We start from the raw sequence: 16,504 nt of genomic DNA, 5'->3' as shown, positions 1-16,504 counted from the left end.
AATAATATAAAGCTTCAATAAAACGGCTCTTAGGGGCTGTTTTTATTTTATCAAGATCATTATCTTGCCCTTGAATTACTAATTAACATAGCCATATTGTTAAGTATTCATGCCATAATGGCATTCATTTTTAATACGGTGAGGAATTTCTTACATGTCGTTTACCCAGCTAAAATCAACCTACATTGATTCTCTCAATGTTACATTGGAAGAATATGTTCATAATGAAACTAAAGCGAAGCATTTTCACATTGCATCGGATGATACGAACAACACATTTTTAGTCGGGTTTTTAACGGTTCCACAAGATTCTACAGGCGTTGCACATATTTTGGAGCACACAGCATTGTGCGGTTCTAAGAATTATCCTGTGCGTGACCCATTCTTTATGATGATTCGCCGTTCATTGAATACGTTCATGAATGCATTCACATCATCAGATTGGACAGCTTATCCATTCTCAAGCCAAAACAAAAAAGATTTCAATAATTTATTGAATATCTATTTAGATGCAGCATTTTTTCCAAATTTAAACTACTACGATTTCTTGCAAGAAGGACATCGTTTTGAGTTTGAAGAAACAGAAAATCCTAAAAGTCCATTGGTTTATAAAGGCGTTGTATTCAATGAAATGAAAGGAGCGATGAGTTCGCCAATTTCGTTGTTATATCAAGAAATTTCAACGAATTTATTCCCAACTGTAACTTATCATCACAATTCAGGTGGTGATCCTAAAAATATCCCTGATTTAACACATGAAGAGTTGAAAGCATTCCATGCAAAACACTATCATCCTTCCAACAGCGTATTTTTCACTTACGGTAATTTAGATCCTAAAGATCATCAGAAAGTATTTGAAGACCGTGTGTTATCTCAATTTGAAGCACAGACTTTTGATTTTGCTGTACCAGATGAACAGCGTTTCACTGAACCAAAGCATGTGACAAGTTATTATCCATTGCCAAAAGAAGAGAGCATGGAAAATAAAACACATGTGATCAATGCTTGGTTGCTTGGCCCAATTTATGATAACTATGATGTTATGCGCGCACGTATTTTAAGCGGTGTATTGTTGGATAACTCAAGTTCTCCATTGCGCCATGTGTTGGAAACAAGTGATTTGGGCGTTGCACCATCTACATTCTGTGGCTTGGAAGATAGCACCAAAGAAATTTTCTTCAGTGCAGGCTTAGAAGGTGCTAATAGCGAAAATGCTGAAAAAATTAATGATTTAATCCTTTCTACTTTAACGAAAGTTCGAGATGAAAATGTAGATCCAGCTGTGGTTGAATCTGTATTGCATCAATTGGAATTATCCTCTCGTGAAATTGTAGAAGGTAGAATGCCTTATGGTTTGAATATGATTCTTCAATGCTTAGCACCAGTTTTACATGGTGGAGAAGCAGTGGATGCGTTGGCGATTGATAATGTATTGTTAAAAATGCGTGAAGAGATTCAAAACCCTAACTTCATCCCAGAGTTAATTGACCGTTTATTGTTAAATAACCCTCATAAAGTGTGTTTGACAGTTAAACCAAGCCATACAATGGCAGATGAAATTGTGGCGGAAGAGAAAGCACGTTTAGCAAAAATTCAGTCAGAATTGACAGAAGAACAAGCAGCTAAAATCATTGCTGAAGCCGTTGAATTGAAAAAACGTCAAGGTCAAGAGGATGATATCAGCGTATTGCCAATGGTAACACGTGAAGATATTCCTGCTAAATTAGCAATTCCAGAAGTTTCTGCAATTCAGTTGAACAATCAAACGATTTATACTGGTGCTGTGAATACAAACGGCATGATTTATCAAAGCTTAATCGTTGAGTTGCCAGCATTAACAGAAGATGAAAGCCGTTTATTGCCATATTTAAATGCTATTTTAACAGATGTTGGTTGTGGCCAATACAGTTATACAGAGCAACAAGCACGTATTTATGCTGTAACTGGTGGATTAAGCGCAACAACTGTTTATAAAACAGATCGTAAAGATGGCAAATTCAAAGGGCTTTGGATGTTATCTGGTAAAGCATTATCAGCCAATAGCCAGCACCTAACTGATTTGTTGAAAGCAACGTTCTTTGATGCACGTTTCGATGAAACTAAGCGTATTCAAGAATTGTTGAATCAATTGAAGTTATCGCGTGAAGAAGGTATTGTTTCTAACGGCCATTTATATGCGATGGGTTCTGCGAGCCAAAATATGTCTCAGATGAACTATTTATCTGAAGAAGTTGGCGGTATGAAAGGCATTCAGTTGGGCAATCAATTGACAGCGCGATTGAAAGAGTCATTGGCTTGTAATGATTTCTGCACGCAATTGAAATCGTTGTTACAAAAATTGAATGGCGCAAAATATGAATTGATGGCGATTTCAAGTGACAATGAATTGACACAGTTTAGTGATTATTTCACAAAAGCGTTAACGCATGATGTAACACAAACAGCGGCTTATAACTTCCCGTTTGCAGTGCCAAATGAACAGTTGAATATTGGCTGGGCGATCAATGCGCCTGTTCATTATTGTGGTAAGAGCTATAAAGTGGCAACAAGTGATCATGAAGATTCGCCAGCATTAACAATCTTAGCTGGCTTCTTACGCAATGGTTATTTACATCGTGCAATTCGTGAACAAGGTGGTGCTTATGGCGGCGGCGGAAATTACAATGGCAATGGTGGCTCATTTAATTTCTTCAGTTATCGTGATCCTCGCTTAACTGAAACATTGGCAGATTTCGATGCTTCTATTCAATGGATGCTCAATACAAAACATGAACAATTAGCATTAGAAGAAGCTGTATTGGGTGTGATTTCAGGTATTGATAAACCAGCTTCGCCTGCAGCTGAATATCAGCAAACTGCATTGGCAAATTATTTTGGTAATACGCCAGATGTTCGTGAAGCATTCCGTGCGAATATTTTGAAAGTAACATTGGATGATTTGAAAGCAGTGACAGAGAAGTATTTCGTTGATAAACCAGCTGATATTGCTGTGTTAGGCCCGAAAGAAGCTTTAGAAAAAGCTAACTTGAAGGTTTATACTTTAGCTTAGAATTGTTAAGATAAGCGCTCGCAAGGGCGCTTTTTTTATGCCTTTCATTTTTATTGATCACTTTAGCCTTGAGGAGACAATGTGTCTAAGAAAAGACTAATCCGTAGTTTTAGCCATGTATTTTTACTTTGGATCGTAAGTTTTGCATCAGTTGCAATTGCGCAAACAGAGCCTGTCGCATCAGCACCTGCAATTGCGCCATTAATAGAAAAAAATAATAATTGCTGTACAGAGTTGAACCAGATTGATCAATCCTTAAGAGAGAATCTGGATAAGCAAAAGCAACTTCAAGCTAGCTTAAAACAAATCAAAGATGAAGAGCGCATAAAGGAAATCAAAGCAAGTTTAGAAACATTGAAAGCACAGGAAAAGAGCCTAGAAAGTATATTTAATAAAATGGCTTTTGGCGGTGTAAATCCTAATGTATTGGTGAATAAAGCACCTGCTTCAGAAGATTTTAAGTGGCAAGAAGAACTATTGGTCATTGTTAAACCGCTATTTGCCGAAATGCGCTCATTGACAGAAAAACCAAGAGAAAGAGATCGCTTAAACTATGAAAATCTAGAGTTAGAAACGAAATATAAAGCGATTTCTGATGGTTTGAAATCCTTGAATGCAATTCCTACAGATCAAGTTTCGCCAGAAGCTAAAAAACGAATGGATGCATTGCGTAAGCAATGGACGAATTATCAACAAGAGTTATTGAATCAAAAAAATATTTTAGCACTTCAATTGAAAGAGTTGGAAGACGCTGAAGTGCCATTGGAAGATCGCATTAAAAATGCTTTAAGTTCAATCTTTTTAGGTCGTGGGCTGATTTTATTGATGGCTTTATTAGCAGGTGCTGGTGTTGTTTTAATTTTTGGCGTTGGCATTAAAAGAGCTATTATTCATTTTGAACATAAGCGTAAGAAACAGCGCAAATCACGCAAAGTAAATACACGTTTACGCTTTTTATGGATCATTTATAACTTAGCTGTTTATGTCTCAGCAATCCTTGCATTTTTAAGTGTAATTTATGTGCAAGGTGATATGGTTCTGTTCGGCTTGGCAGTATTGTTGATCTTCTTCGGCATCATTAGCTTAAGAAATTCTGCCCCCCAATATGTGAGTGAATTGAAAATTTTCTTGAATCTAGGTGCTGTGAGAGAAGGTGAGCGCATTATGTATCGTGGTATTCCATGGGAAGTGAAACGTTTAAGTTTTTACTGTACATGTGTGAATCCTGTTTTAGAAAATGGACGAATTCGTATTTCATTGAGCGAAATTGCAGACTTGAATTCTCGCCCATTTAATTCAGAAGAAGAGTGGTTTCCAACACAAGTGGGAGATAATATCTTCTTACCAGATGGTAATTATGCAAAAGTTAAGCGACAAACGCCTGAAATGGTTTATTTAGATTCATTTTTTAGAGAAATTATGATTCCAACGGCTGATTTTTATAGCATGAAGATCCAGAATGTTGCGGCAGGTTTTTATGTTTCACCAACATTTGGTTTGGATTATTCTCATACAGATTTACCAATTTCAGAAGTTAGCGTAGCATTTGAAGCTAAAGTCAGAGAGCGTTTGAATGATATTGGTGTAACGCAGTATTTACGTAGCATTAGTGTGCAAGTGAAACGAATCATTTACGGGCAAGCCATTGAATATGCTGTTGTGATGGAGTATGAAGGCGAATGTGCAGGATCATACTTTAGAATTGAACGTTTAACGAATCATGCATGCTTGGAGGTTTGCCAAGAGAAAGGCTGGAAATTACCACGCCAACAAATTTTAGTTAGCAATGATAAAGCTGTACAATAGTGGGCTTAGCAGGAGAATATCATGAATGTTTTTGAATTAGAAAAAATCCTAAATAATAAGCTTCAAGCAGATCGCATTAAAGATTATGCACCGAATGGTTTACAGATTGAAGGTAAGCATGAAATTAAAAAAATCATTACGGGCGTGACTGCATCACAACGTTTGATCGATGCTGCCATTGCTAAAAAAGCAGATTTAATTTTGGTGCATCATGGTTATTTTTGGCGCAATGAAGACATGCGAATCATTAACATGAAATACCGCAGAATTGCATCATTGATTAAAAATGATATTAATTTAATGGGTTATCATTTGCCTTTAGATATGGATCCTGAGATTGGTAATAATGCGAAAATTGCTGAATTATTGAATATTTTAGATGTTGAACCATTAGATCCAATGGATACTCAGCCTTTAATTTTTAAGGGCAACTTAAAGCAGCCAATGAAAGGCGAAGTTTTTGCTGAAATCATTGAGCATAGATTCAATAGAAAGCCTTTACATATTGCGCCAGAATCAGACAAATTGATCAGCACAATTGCTTGGTGCAGTGGCGGTGCACAAGATTATATTGATAAAGCGGCGGAGTTTGGTGTGGATGCTTATTTATCAGGGGAAATTAGCGAAAGAACAACGCATAGCGCTCGTGAATTAGATATTCATTATTACGCAGCTGGGCATCATGCAACTGAGCGATATGGTATTGAAGCATTAGGCGAATGGTTAAAACAAGAATACCAGTTAGATGTTGAATTCATTGATTGTGATAACCCAGTATAGAGAATATACATGACAACAGAAATAGCAGAGAATCAGGCGCCACTAGTAGAAGAGCAGCCAACTAAAAAAAAGAAAAGCCCTTGGCGCTGGTTGAAGCGTTTCATTTATTTGATTATTTTTCTATTAGTTTTAATTGTGGGATTTGTGGCTTTTGTTGTATTCACACCCCAAGGATTAAAACTTGTAGATTATGCTTTGAAAAAATCCCCTGTGAATGACATGGTGCAAATTGATGCACTTCGCGGAACATTGTGGCAAGGCATTCAATTTGATCGCTTGCATTTAATGTTGAACGAAGAAAATTACATAGAGCTTTCTAATGCAGAAGCACAATGGGATTTAAATAAAATCCTAGATAAATCTGTAACAGTTAAAAGCTTGTCTGTGGAGCAAGCAGATATTATCTTAACAAAGCCTGGGGAGCCAACACCAGCTGATCCTGATGCAGAACCATTTTTGCCTTTCTCATTTAAGCGCGGACAGTTACCAGTTGATATCACTATTGATTCTGTAAAGGCTACTGATGTCGCTGTGATTCTGCCTGATCTATCTGTCTATATGGAAACCGCTAAAGTGAATAATGGTGTGATCAGCCAAACCACTTGGGCATTTAAAGATGTGGCATATAAAGGGTTATTGAATATTGGTGATAATGTCACCTTGCCTTTGAATGCAACAGCTAGTATTGATGCCAATAAAGAAACTGATGCTGTTAATATTCGTTTAAAAAATTCAACACAAGAAATGCGTATTGGTGAAGATTACTTTGATCATGCCATGAATATTTTGGTGACAGGTACTTTGAATGATTTAAAAGTCCATGATGCGATCACGTTTAATTGGCCAGATATGTTGGCAAAGCCTTTAGTGATTGAAACAAAGTTAAACATTAAGAATCAGGCAGATTTAAGTTGGGATTTAACGCTATTCAATATTTCCAACCAGCTCGCAACAACAGGGCAATGGTCATTGAATAATCCTAAAGCATTGACTGCAAATTTAGATCTGTATATGACAGAACTTAAGGATATTTACCCTGAATTAACAGGTTCTGTGAAAGGTGATTTTAGCTTTGCCGGTGATTTTAAAAAGCCATTATTATCAGGTGATATCACTGGTAAGAATATTAAAGGTTTCGGTGTTGTTTTAGATTCTTTGGATATTAAAGCTGATCATAATGAAGCACAAACAACAGCATTCACAGCAGATTTGAGCCAGTTGAAAGCTCAAGATTTAACCGTAAAATCTGGCAAAATTAAATTACAAGCTGAGAAAGTTGAGCAATTTGATTTCTCTGCCATTATTGAAAATATTGCTAATAAAGATAAAGTGATTGTTGATAAAGTGACATTAACATCAGCAGGTTCTTTAGAAGAGCACAATATTGACTTAAAAGTCCGCAGTATTTTGAATACCACTGATTTTGTTGGTGTTGGTCATGTGAACCGTGAGAATTATAAAGAGTGGTCTTTAGATATTAATAAATTGGATGTTTATAGTGACATCATTGGGAAATATAATCTCTCAAAACCTGCACAATTAAATGTTTCGCCTAAAAATATTAAGTTATCGCTTTTATGTTTGCAGGAATTGCCAACAACATTTTGCCTAGAAGGGCAAAAAACAGAAGCCCAAAGTTTTGGTTCTTTAGTGATTAGACGATTACAACCAAAGAAATTGAAATCTTTATTGCCACCAGAAATAGATATCAATACAACGGCTGATATGGTGATAGTAGGGCAATTTACAGATACAAAAAACTTTAATGGGGTTGTAGATTTATCTTTGGCAGAAGGGAATGTTCGTTATCGAATGCACGGTTATGAGTTGAATGTACCGTTGAAAAAAACAAAAGCTATTGTGCATGCTAAACCTGAAGAAGTGATGACAAAGTTGGATATCGACTGGGGAAAATATTTGCAGATTCATGGGGGTGGTACCATGAAAGAACCGTTAGGTAAGCAGCTTGTGGATGTAAAAGTGACAGGTAATGCGCCAACATTGAGTTGGATTTTACCTATTATTCCAACTTTGCAAAAGTTGGATGGTAAAGTGGATATGAAGCTTGAGACATCTGGAGAACTAGCTAAAGGTTTGGATATTGGATTTAATTTAGATTTGATTAATGGTGAAATTTATAATGCTGAATACAACTCTTTAATTAAGAATATTAATTTGAAAGTGGCTTTACAGAAAGGCAAGCCTGTATTGTCGGTGGATGGTGGATTACTTGCAGGTTCTGGGAAAATGGCTTTGAATGGCGCCATTGATTTGAAAACTATGGAATCTAATATCAAAATTCGTGGTGATTCACTATTATTAGCCGATAGTACAAATGTGAAAGCAGTTGCATCACCCAATGTTGATATCGCCATTAAGAATGGCGCGGCTGTCATCAAAGGAAACTTGTTAATTCCTGAATTGAAATTCTTATATAAGAGTTCTGATGATCCGCGTGGTAGTGTTCATAAGGTTTCAGAAGATACTATTGTGATTTCTTCAAAACGAGCTCCGATTGAGAAAAAAGAGCCATCAAAATTCTGGAATAACTTCACGATGGATTTCAAAATTGTATTGGGTGATAACATTTCTGTTGGCGCGGTTGGTTTTGTCGGAAAATTAATGGGAAGCATTGATCTTAAAAAATCAGTCAATAACCCTTTAACAGCCCTTGGCATTATCAATATGGGCAGTGGTGTTTATAATGTTTTAGGGCAAGAATTGACCTTGGATAAAGGGAAGATTCAATTCACAGGTTTGGATATTGCTAACCCAAATATTGAGTTCCAAGCTTCTCGTATGTTTGAGAATAAACGAACTGGTACAAAAGTGAGCGTAGGTGTTCGCGTGACAGGCACAGCACAAAATCCTAAAGTGAATCTGTTCTCTCAACCAGGTATGCCAACCAACTCAATTGTCTCTTATTTGGCATTGGGGTCAGATGTTGACTCATTGACAGCTGTAGAAATGCTTCAGATTGCTAAAATGGCACAGCGTATTGCATCTGGCGAAATTGTGACATCCAATGATAATGCAATAGCTAAAAGTGTAGGCTTAACTGACTTGGGTGTAATGAAGGATTTATCAGGCAATACAAGTTTGGGGATTGGTAAATACTTAACTGAGAACTTCTATGTGGGTGTCGGTGTGAGTATTTTTGAAGATAGTGGAGGGGCTTTTGCTTTAATACGTTATAATTTTTTAAAATATTTTAGTTTTGATGCTCAGATGAGTGATGAATATTCAACGATGGACTTAAGGTATTTTAAAGAAATATAAAGCATTATATTCTTTATAATTATAAAAATCCCCAGTTTTATTCAGGGGATTTTTATTTTATTACTTTTCTATTTTCATTAAGTGTGTGTTTTTAAAGCGAATAACTCGGGTTAATTTGCGCTCTGGTGCACCGTTATGTGCACCAAAAGTAAAGACAAATTTTATGGCACGAACTTGTTCAATTAATTCTTTTTTTAAAGGATATGTTTTAATAGATTTTCCTGTTACATCTGAATGTATAGTTTGGCTTAATAGTTCTGGGTTTGGAGTATTATTGCTACCGGAATTTTTATTTACAACTAAGTTATAGTTTTGATCAGATTTAAATGGGTCAATCCAGCCTCCTCGTTTAATATCAACCATTTCATTATTTGGAACATGTGTTAAATTTTCTCCTTCAGGAGAAAAACCTAGAAATATATCTACAGTGTTTTTACCGACGGAAATTTTGTCACTATTCTTTTCATCAGATAGAAACATAACTGTTGCATCATTCATTGTTGGGGTATAAAGCATTTCCGTTGTATTACTATTTTTTTCACGTCTTGACTGGACTGCTGATAATGACACAAATGCCATAATATCATTCGCCCTTGCGTTATATGTAGTGTCTGTAGTAATGACTGCATTCATAGGTAGCATTTCTAAGATTGTTGCACCAATATAAATTGAGCTTTTATCTTGACCACAACCAGCATCTTTAATGAGTATAGGCGTATAAGATTTTAAATCTTTTGATGTTTTGTTAAAATCCAACATGCCTAGAGCGGTATGTTGATATTCGGCAATGACAGGGTGGACAAATACAATTTGCTTGCGAGAGAGATTATCTCCAAGAGAAATAATATTAGTAGGGCTCCTGAAAGTATTTGTTGAATTTGCATAGGCATAAACTTGGTCTGGTGCTGCACATTCAAATCCACCTGTATTTTCAATATCCGTTTCTAATAAATTCATCATCTTACGAATCTGCTGTTGATCATTATTTGCTTGTTGGAAATCCACAACATTTTGTGAGCTGATACTATAAAATGCTAGCATTGAAAGGATTAGGATTAACCCAAGAGCAACCGCAACCATCAACTCAATAAGGGAAACACCTCTATTTTTATATATTTTTAGCATATCAAATCCTTAAGTGCAGTTATTGCAAAAATCTAGAGCCACAGATGTTTTGGCTAAATGAAGGTGGTGATCCACTTGTGCCGTTAACTTGAGTTGCGGAAAATGTTAAATCATTTTGGATTAGCCTTTTATTAAATGTATAGTTAATAACATCTATGGTTAATCCACCACCAATACGGCAGCCTGCTAATACCCCAATAGGGTCTGTAAACTTCGTTTTGATGTTGCCCCATGTCTTTGCACTACTAAAACTTTCATTTACAGAAGTTTTATCCAATACAAAAATAGGCATAATCAACGCACCAGATGGATAGAAGACTAAATAAGTTGGCTTTCCTACAACACTACCTTGCTCAGGAGCTTCTCGTACTTTACTATATCCTTCTATTTCAGTGTTAGCGCTAGACCCAGAGATTTTTTTCCGATCAATTGCATTATGTTCCTGACTATCTAATACATTTAAATGAAATGTATTGTTTGAAGTAAAAATTTGTTGTTGTGCGATTAAGTAATTTGGATTAGCTGTCATTTTTCCTCCATCTTCTATCCTTAAAGCTTTATCTTGCTCTACGATAGTTGTATGTTTATAGCCAATTGGCTTAAATGACATTATCCAGTCTTGATACCAATAAGTATCTTTATCTCTATTATGATCATAATCAAAATACCCTGCAGTATAAACATACACAATTCGATTTGTAGATGTTGCAATTTCTTGTGCCGAACGTAAAAAATTTGCAGCCTTAGCCATCTGGCTTTTTGCGCGAGATTGCTCGATAAAATCATAGAAAGCAGGAACGCCAAACATTGAAATGATTGCAAAAATGAGTAAGGTGATCATCAGCTCGATGAGCGTATAACCTTTATTAGTATGAAGTGATCTTTGTAAATTCATTTGTTATAACCTTTTTTGTTTGTNTTGATACCAATAAGTATCTTTATCTCTATTATGATCATAATCAAAATACCCTGCAGTATAAACATACACAATTCGATTTGTAGATGTTGCAATTTCTTGTGCCGAACGTAAAAAATTTGCAGCCTTAGCCATCTGGCTTTTTGCGCGAGATTGCTCGATAAAATCATAGAAAGCAGGAACGCCAAACATTGAAATGATTGCAAAAATGAGTAAGGTGATCATCAGCTCGATGAGCGTATAACCTTTATTAGTATGAAGTGATCTTTGTAAATTCATTTGTTATAACCTTTTTTGTTTGTAATGTAGAGTCTACAAATATTGGTTTTATAAATTCAGCATTATATCATTTCTCAGTGATTAAATTAACACTAAATATCAGTAACTAGGTCAAGTTTATAACAGATAGCTTTTCATTTTTTGTTACAATCAATTCTTTTGAATTTGGAAGATGATATGGAACTAGATTTTACAGTTCTCTTATTGATGTTAGTCCCTTTGGTTTTTGCAATCACTATTCATGAAGCTGCACATGGTTATATGGCATATTGGCTAGGTGATAATACAGCTAAGCTACAAGGAAGATTATCTTTGTCACCCATTCGCCATATTGATCCAATTGGCACGATTGCTGTTCCTTTAGGATTATTTGTATTATCGACATTAACCGGTTCAGGATTATTTCTATTTGGTTGGGCAAAGCCTGTGCCATTTGACCCACGTAAATTTAAGAACCCTCGCAAAGATATAGCCTTAACTGCTTTTGCTGGACCTGCTTCTAACTTTATTCAAGCATTTTTATGGGCGATTGTTTTGATCATCGTTTCTGGTATGGAATCCACTTATGGTGATGAACCAACCTTAACTAAAGGATTGCAGATCATGGCGCAATATGGCGTATTGATCAATGTATTCTTAATGGTATTGAATCTAATGCCAATTCCACCATTGGATGGCGGAAAAATTGCCATGATGTTATTGCCATACAATCTCGCAAAACAATTAGAAAAAGTTGAGCCTTATGGTCTTTGGGTGATCATTGGTTTGTTATACTTAGGGCTTTTACCTTTGAGTTTAATCTCAGGGATGATTGTTAAATTAATTTTGTCTATTTTGGGAATCTTTTTTTAGGATAAAGAAATGTCTAAACAAGTCGTATTAACAGGAATTACTACAACAGGAACGCCTCATTTAGGCAACTTTGCAGGTGCTGTTGGCCCTGCTATTAAAATGAGCCAAGAAAATGATAACTGTTTTTTCTTTTTGGCAGATTATCATGCGTTGATTAAATGCCAAGAGCCTGCGCGCATCATTCAATCTCGTCAAGAAATCGCTGCAACATGGCTATCTTTAGGTTTAGATACAGATAAAGCAACGTTTTATCGTCAATCTGATATTCCTGAAATTACGCAATTAATGTGGTTGTTAACATGCGTAACGTCGAAAGGTTTGATGAATCGTGCTCATGCTTATAAAGCGGCTGTGGATGATAATACTAATAATCAAGAAGATCCTGATAAGGGCATTACGATGGGATTATTTTCATATCCTGTGTTGATGGCTGCGGACATTTTAATGTTCAATGCGCATCAAGTGCCAGTTGGCCGCGATCAGATTCAGCATGTTGAAATGGCGCGTGATATTGCACAACGTTTTAACTATTTATATGGTGAGCATTTTGTATTGCCAGAAGCTAAGATTGAAGAAAGCGTTGCATTATTGCCAGGTTTAGATGGCCGTAAAATGAGCAAGAGCTATAACAATACGATTCCATTGTTCTTGCCTGAAAAACAATTGCGTAAATCAATCATGAAAATTGTGACAGATTCAACTGAACCTGGCGTTCCGAAAGATCCAGATCAATCCACTTTGTATGAAATGTATAAAGCATTCGCAACAGAAGCTGAATGTGCTGAAATCCGTAAAGCTTATGCTGAAGGTATTGCTTGGGGGGAAATGAAACAAGTATTGTTTGAGAAAATTAATGCAATCTTGATTGAGCCGCGCGAAAAGTACAATGAATTGATGGCAAATCCAGAATATGTGGAAGGTGTATTGTTAAAAGGTGCTGAAAGAGCTCGCGAGCATACAGTTCCTTTCATTGCTCAATTGAAAAAAGCTGTGGGTCTGTAAATGTTGTTTGAAGCTGAACAGGATAATGTTGGTGCAATTTATCGAGGTGAGCCTGTTCAGCTCCCTTTAGATCTATTCATTCCACCAGATGCATTGGAATTATGGTTAGAAGCATTTGAAGGACCATTTGACTTACTGTTGTATCTGATTCGTCGCAATAACTTCGATATTTTGGACATTCCTATTTCAGAAATCACGAGCCAATATATGGCTTATGTGGATTTATTGAAGAAAGATCGTTTTGAATTAGCATCAGACTATTTAGTGATGGCAGCATGGCTTGCTGAGATTAAATCGCGCTTATTATTACCAAAACATCCAACGGTAGAAGATGCAGAAGAAGAGAATGATCCAAGAAAAGAATTAATTGAACGATTACAGCTGTATGCTCAATATAAGCAAGCTGCGATGGATATGGATGCTTTACCTAGATTCGATGAAGAAATATTTCCAACATCGCCATCTTTACCTGAATTGATTCGTGAAGAAAGATTGCCTCAGATTCACATTGATGAATTGACAGTAGCATTGAAAAAGTTGTTAAAAGAGCAAGTGCACTTTACACAGCATGTCATTACGACAGAAATATTATCTGTACAGGAGCGTATGGTTAATATTTTGGATCATTTGAGTGATGTGAGTTATTTGTCATTTGAAAAAGTTCTGAATTTGAAAGAAGGGAAGTTGGGTATTGTGGTTTCTTTCATTGCAATCTTAGAATTATCTAAACAACAGATGATTGATATTGTACAAGATAGTGCTTATGGCGTAATTAACCTTAAATTGAAATAAATCGTGAGAAATTGCCTATATTTGAAGCAGTTTTTGAATTCTAGTGCTAGAATATAATCTTTGTTGGAGGTGACAAAAGGGCTGTAATACTATTGGATATGCATTTCATCAATGATTTTTGTATGAGATATAATATCTATGTGTTTGTTTTTGTTTTGATAAATTCATTTGATTAAAAGTTGTGCAGTTAAAGGGGTGGACAAGTGATTAAAAATCCCTATAATGCATCACATCTTTTGGGCTGTAGCCAAGCGGTAAGGCAGCGGGTTTTGATCCCGCCATTCCCAGGTTCGATCCCTGGCAGCCCAGCCAAAATTCTTCTTATGAGTTTGTAGATTACAAGAGCTTATCATGCTTATGCAAAATATAGTAATATATCACGGCTACAAACATCACCTTTATTTTAATCAATCTTTAATCAAGGAAGTATAATCATGAGCAATGCTCAGATGATGATCTTTGCTGGTAACGCGAACCCGGAATTAGCTAATAAAATTGTTGAACATCTTGGTATGACTCTTGGCGATGCCACTGTTGGTCGTTTCTCTGATGGCGAAGTAATGGTTTCAATTAATGAAAACGTTCGTGGTAAAGACGTATTCTTAATTCAGCCTACATGCTACCCAACTAATGATAACTTAATGGAACTTTTAGTAACGATTGATGCACTTCGCCGTGCTTCAGCAATGAGAATTACAGCTGTAATTCCTTATTTTGGTTACTCAAGACAAGATCGTCGTCCACGTTCTGCGCGTGTACCAATCTCTGCAAAAGTTGTTGCTAACATGATCACAAGCGTGGGGTGTAATCGTGTTTTAACAATTGACTTGCATGCGGATCAAATTCAAGGCTTCTTTGAAATTCCTGTTGATAATATTTATGCAACACCTGTAATGTACCGTGACATTATTGGTCTTCAACAAGAAAATTTATGTATTGTATCTCCTGATGTTGGTGGTGTATTACGTGCGCGTGCAATTGCTAAGCAATTGGAAACAAATGATTTAGTTATCATTGATAAACGTCGTCCAGCACCAAACGTATCAGAAGTAATGAACATCATTGGTGATGTTCGTGGCAAAAACTGCGTAATCGTTGATGATATCGTTGATACAGCAGGTACATTGGCAGCAGCTGCAAACGTATTGAAAGAAAACGGTGCAATGTCTGTTCGTGCGTACTGCTCACATCCAATCTTGTCTGGTAAAGCAATTCAGAATATTGAAAGCTCTGCATTAGATGAAATGATCGTAACAGATACAATTCCATTGTCAGAAGCTTCAATGAACTGTGAGAAAATTCGTGTACTGTCAGTTTCTCATATCATTGCTAACACAATTCGTCGCATTCACGCGGAAGAATCAGTCAGTAGCCTTTTTGCTTAATTGCAAAATTGAGTTATATTATAAAGCCAGATTATCTCTGGCTTTTGTTTTATATGAGGATTTAAAATGTCACGCACTGTATTTTGTCAAAAACTCAAAAAAGAGGCGGAAGGTTTAGCACGCCCAATGTATCCTGGTGAATTAGGAACGAAAATTTTTGAAAATATTTCTAATGAAGCTTGGCAGTTGTGGTTAAAGCAACAAACTATTTTGATCAATGAATATCGTGTGAATCCATTGGATCCTAATGCGCGTAAATTCATTGAAGAGCAAATGGTGCAATTTTTCTTCAGTGACAGTGATATTGAATTGCCAGAGCAATTTGTACCACAGAAATAAAAAATAACCGCTCAATGAGCGGTTATTTCATTTTATATTTATGGTTCGATCACGCCTAAGCGTTCATCTTCTAAGAGCGGATATTCATAGCTATTGAAGAATTGATAATGCCACCATTCATGTGAGTAATTATCAAAGCCAGCATTGAGCATAATACCTGCTAGAATTAAGCGGTTTCTTTGTGCTTCTATGGATACATTATAATTGGCATGCCATGATTCAGGTAAGAAGCTATCAAAAGGCGTACCCATTTCTAGCGGTTTTCCTGTGATGATATCTGCTAAACCAACATCAACAGCAACACCGCGAGAATGAGGTGAGCCACGTTTGTGTGGATTGGCTAGAAAATCTGGATTAGTAGAGTGATCCCAAAAGATAAACTGTGCTTTTGGTGGGCGATAAGCATCATAAATAATAAATTTGAGACCAAGGTGCTTGGCTTGCTCGATGGCTTTTTGAAGTTTAACTTCAGCATCTTTGTGGAGCAATACTTTGGCTTGATTGTAAACAGGCTTGCCTGTGAAATTTCTTTCATCGGCATATGGCATATCTATGAAAATATCGTGAGAATCTTCGGTGAGTTCGACTAAATCACTGCTCATGGTTCATCCTTTTAAACCCTGTTAAAACAGTTATAAATGATAACCTTTTAAATAAATTTATGTTGTTTTGTTTAAATAGTGAGCAAAAATTAATATTGGTGTTGACGATCTTATGAAACATCTCTATAATTCGACTCCTTAACACAATATGGACATGTAGCTCAGCTGGTTAGAGCACAGCACTCATAATGCTGGGGTCGGTGGTTCGATTCCACCTATGTCCACCATATTTAAAAAGCCTTTGCATTAGCAAAGGCTTTTTGCATTTAAGCTTTTCATTAAAAACTAATATCAAGCA

Annotated in this window: 13 protein-coding genes and 2 tRNA genes; 11 read left to right on the top strand and 4 right to left on the bottom strand. The window is 36.2% G+C overall.

Translation table 11 applies throughout. The features are described from left to right. Window positions 1-154 precede the first annotated feature (154 nt). The 4 genes from BZK16_RS00605 to BZK16_RS00590 all read left to right on the top strand — a co-directional run bounded on the left by BZK16_RS00605 (window position 155) and on the right by BZK16_RS00590 (window position 8,914). Window positions 155-3,049: an insulinase family protein gene (locus tag BZK16_RS00605; RefSeq protein WP_077926966.1), complete on the top strand. Its 2,895-nt coding sequence runs from the start codon at window positions 155-157 to the stop codon at window positions 3,047-3,049. 81 nt (window positions 3,050-3,130) lie between these two features. Further along, complete coding sequence (locus tag BZK16_RS00600) at window positions 3,131-4,855, top strand: coiled-coil domain-containing protein (RefSeq protein WP_233145137.1); 1,725 nt, start codon at window positions 3,131-3,133, stop codon at window positions 4,853-4,855. Window positions 4,856-4,876: 21 nt separating this feature from the next. Continuing rightward, entirely contained in the window at window positions 4,877-5,635 is a 759-nt protein-coding gene (locus BZK16_RS00595; RefSeq protein WP_077926965.1) for a Nif3-like dinuclear metal center hexameric protein, read from the top strand. Window positions 5,636-5,644: 9 nt separating this feature from the next. Continuing rightward, complete coding sequence (locus BZK16_RS00590) at window positions 5,645-8,914, top strand: translocation/assembly module TamB domain-containing protein (RefSeq protein WP_077926964.1); 3,270 nt, start codon at window positions 5,645-5,647, stop codon at window positions 8,912-8,914. Window positions 8,915-8,974: 60 nt separating this feature from the next. On the opposite strand, the gene BZK16_RS00585 is transcribed toward BZK16_RS00590, so the two are convergent. Genes BZK16_RS00585 through BZK16_RS00575 form a run of 3 tightly spaced genes read right to left on the bottom strand, consistent with a single transcriptional unit; the run spans window position 8,975 to window position 11,234 of the window. Beyond that, window positions 8,975-10,039 (bottom strand): PilW family protein, encoded by a 1,065-nt coding sequence (locus BZK16_RS00585; RefSeq protein WP_077926963.1) that lies wholly within the window; start codon window positions 10,037-10,039, stop codon window positions 8,975-8,977. A gap of 19 nt (window positions 10,040-10,058) precedes the next feature. Continuing rightward, window positions 10,059-10,934, bottom strand: coding sequence for a pilus assembly FimT family protein (locus BZK16_RS00580; RefSeq protein ID WP_077926962.1), 876 nt, complete (start codon window positions 10,932-10,934; stop codon window positions 10,059-10,061). A 3-nt stretch (window positions 10,935-10,937) separates the two neighbouring features. Continuing rightward, window positions 10,938-11,234: a pilus assembly FimT family protein gene (locus BZK16_RS00575; RefSeq protein WP_077926961.1), complete on the bottom strand. Its 297-nt coding sequence runs from the start codon at window positions 11,232-11,234 to the stop codon at window positions 10,938-10,940. Between the two features lie 177 nt (window positions 11,235-11,411). Between BZK16_RS00575 and BZK16_RS00570 the strand changes: the two genes are divergently transcribed. From BZK16_RS00570 to BZK16_RS00545, 6 genes are all read left to right on the top strand, one after another. Continuing rightward, window positions 11,412-12,086 carry a site-2 protease family protein gene (locus tag BZK16_RS00570; protein WP_077926960.1) on the top strand — a complete coding sequence of 225 codons (675 nt, stop codon included), beginning with the start codon at window positions 11,412-11,414 and terminating at the stop codon, window positions 12,084-12,086. A 9-nt stretch (window positions 12,087-12,095) separates the two neighbouring features. Beyond that, window positions 12,096-13,088, top strand: a complete 993-nt coding sequence (gene trpS / locus BZK16_RS00565) for a tryptophan--tRNA ligase (protein WP_077926959.1) — start codon at window positions 12,096-12,098, stop codon at window positions 13,086-13,088. Continuing rightward, window positions 13,089-13,880 carry a segregation and condensation protein A gene (locus BZK16_RS00560; RefSeq protein ID WP_077926958.1) on the top strand — a complete coding sequence of 264 codons (792 nt, stop codon included), beginning with the start codon at window positions 13,089-13,091 and terminating at the stop codon, window positions 13,878-13,880. A 237-nt stretch (window positions 13,881-14,117) separates the two neighbouring features. Then, window positions 14,118-14,192, top strand: a tRNA-Gln gene (locus tag BZK16_RS00555). Between the two features lie 122 nt (window positions 14,193-14,314). After that, on the top strand, window positions 14,315-15,265 hold the full coding sequence (locus BZK16_RS00550; protein WP_077926957.1) for a ribose-phosphate pyrophosphokinase: 951 nt from the start codon (window positions 14,315-14,317) through the stop codon (window positions 15,263-15,265). Between the two features lie 66 nt (window positions 15,266-15,331). Continuing rightward, window positions 15,332-15,604 carry an oxidative damage protection protein gene (locus BZK16_RS00545; RefSeq protein WP_077926956.1) on the top strand — a complete coding sequence of 91 codons (273 nt, stop codon included), beginning with the start codon at window positions 15,332-15,334 and terminating at the stop codon, window positions 15,602-15,604. Window positions 15,605-15,642: 38 nt separating this feature from the next. On the opposite strand, the gene ddpX is transcribed toward BZK16_RS00545, so the two are convergent. Beyond that, window positions 15,643-16,206 carry a D-alanyl-D-alanine dipeptidase gene (gene ddpX / locus BZK16_RS00540; RefSeq protein WP_077926955.1) on the bottom strand — a complete coding sequence of 188 codons (564 nt, stop codon included), beginning with the start codon at window positions 16,204-16,206 and terminating at the stop codon, window positions 15,643-15,645. Window positions 16,207-16,356: 150 nt separating this feature from the next. Between ddpX and BZK16_RS00535 the strand changes: the two genes are divergently transcribed. Continuing rightward, a tRNA-Met gene (locus tag BZK16_RS00535) sits at window positions 16,357-16,433 on the top strand. Window positions 16,434-16,504: the final 71 nt, after the last annotated feature.

Origin of the sequence: Wohlfahrtiimonas populi (genome assembly GCF_002006795.1) — a bacterium.
GTDB lineage: Bacteria > Pseudomonadota > Gammaproteobacteria > Cardiobacteriales > Wohlfahrtiimonadaceae > Wohlfahrtiimonas > Wohlfahrtiimonas populi.
Note: the sequence above shows the minus strand (reverse complement) of the source record. Positions and strands in the feature narration are given on the sequence as shown.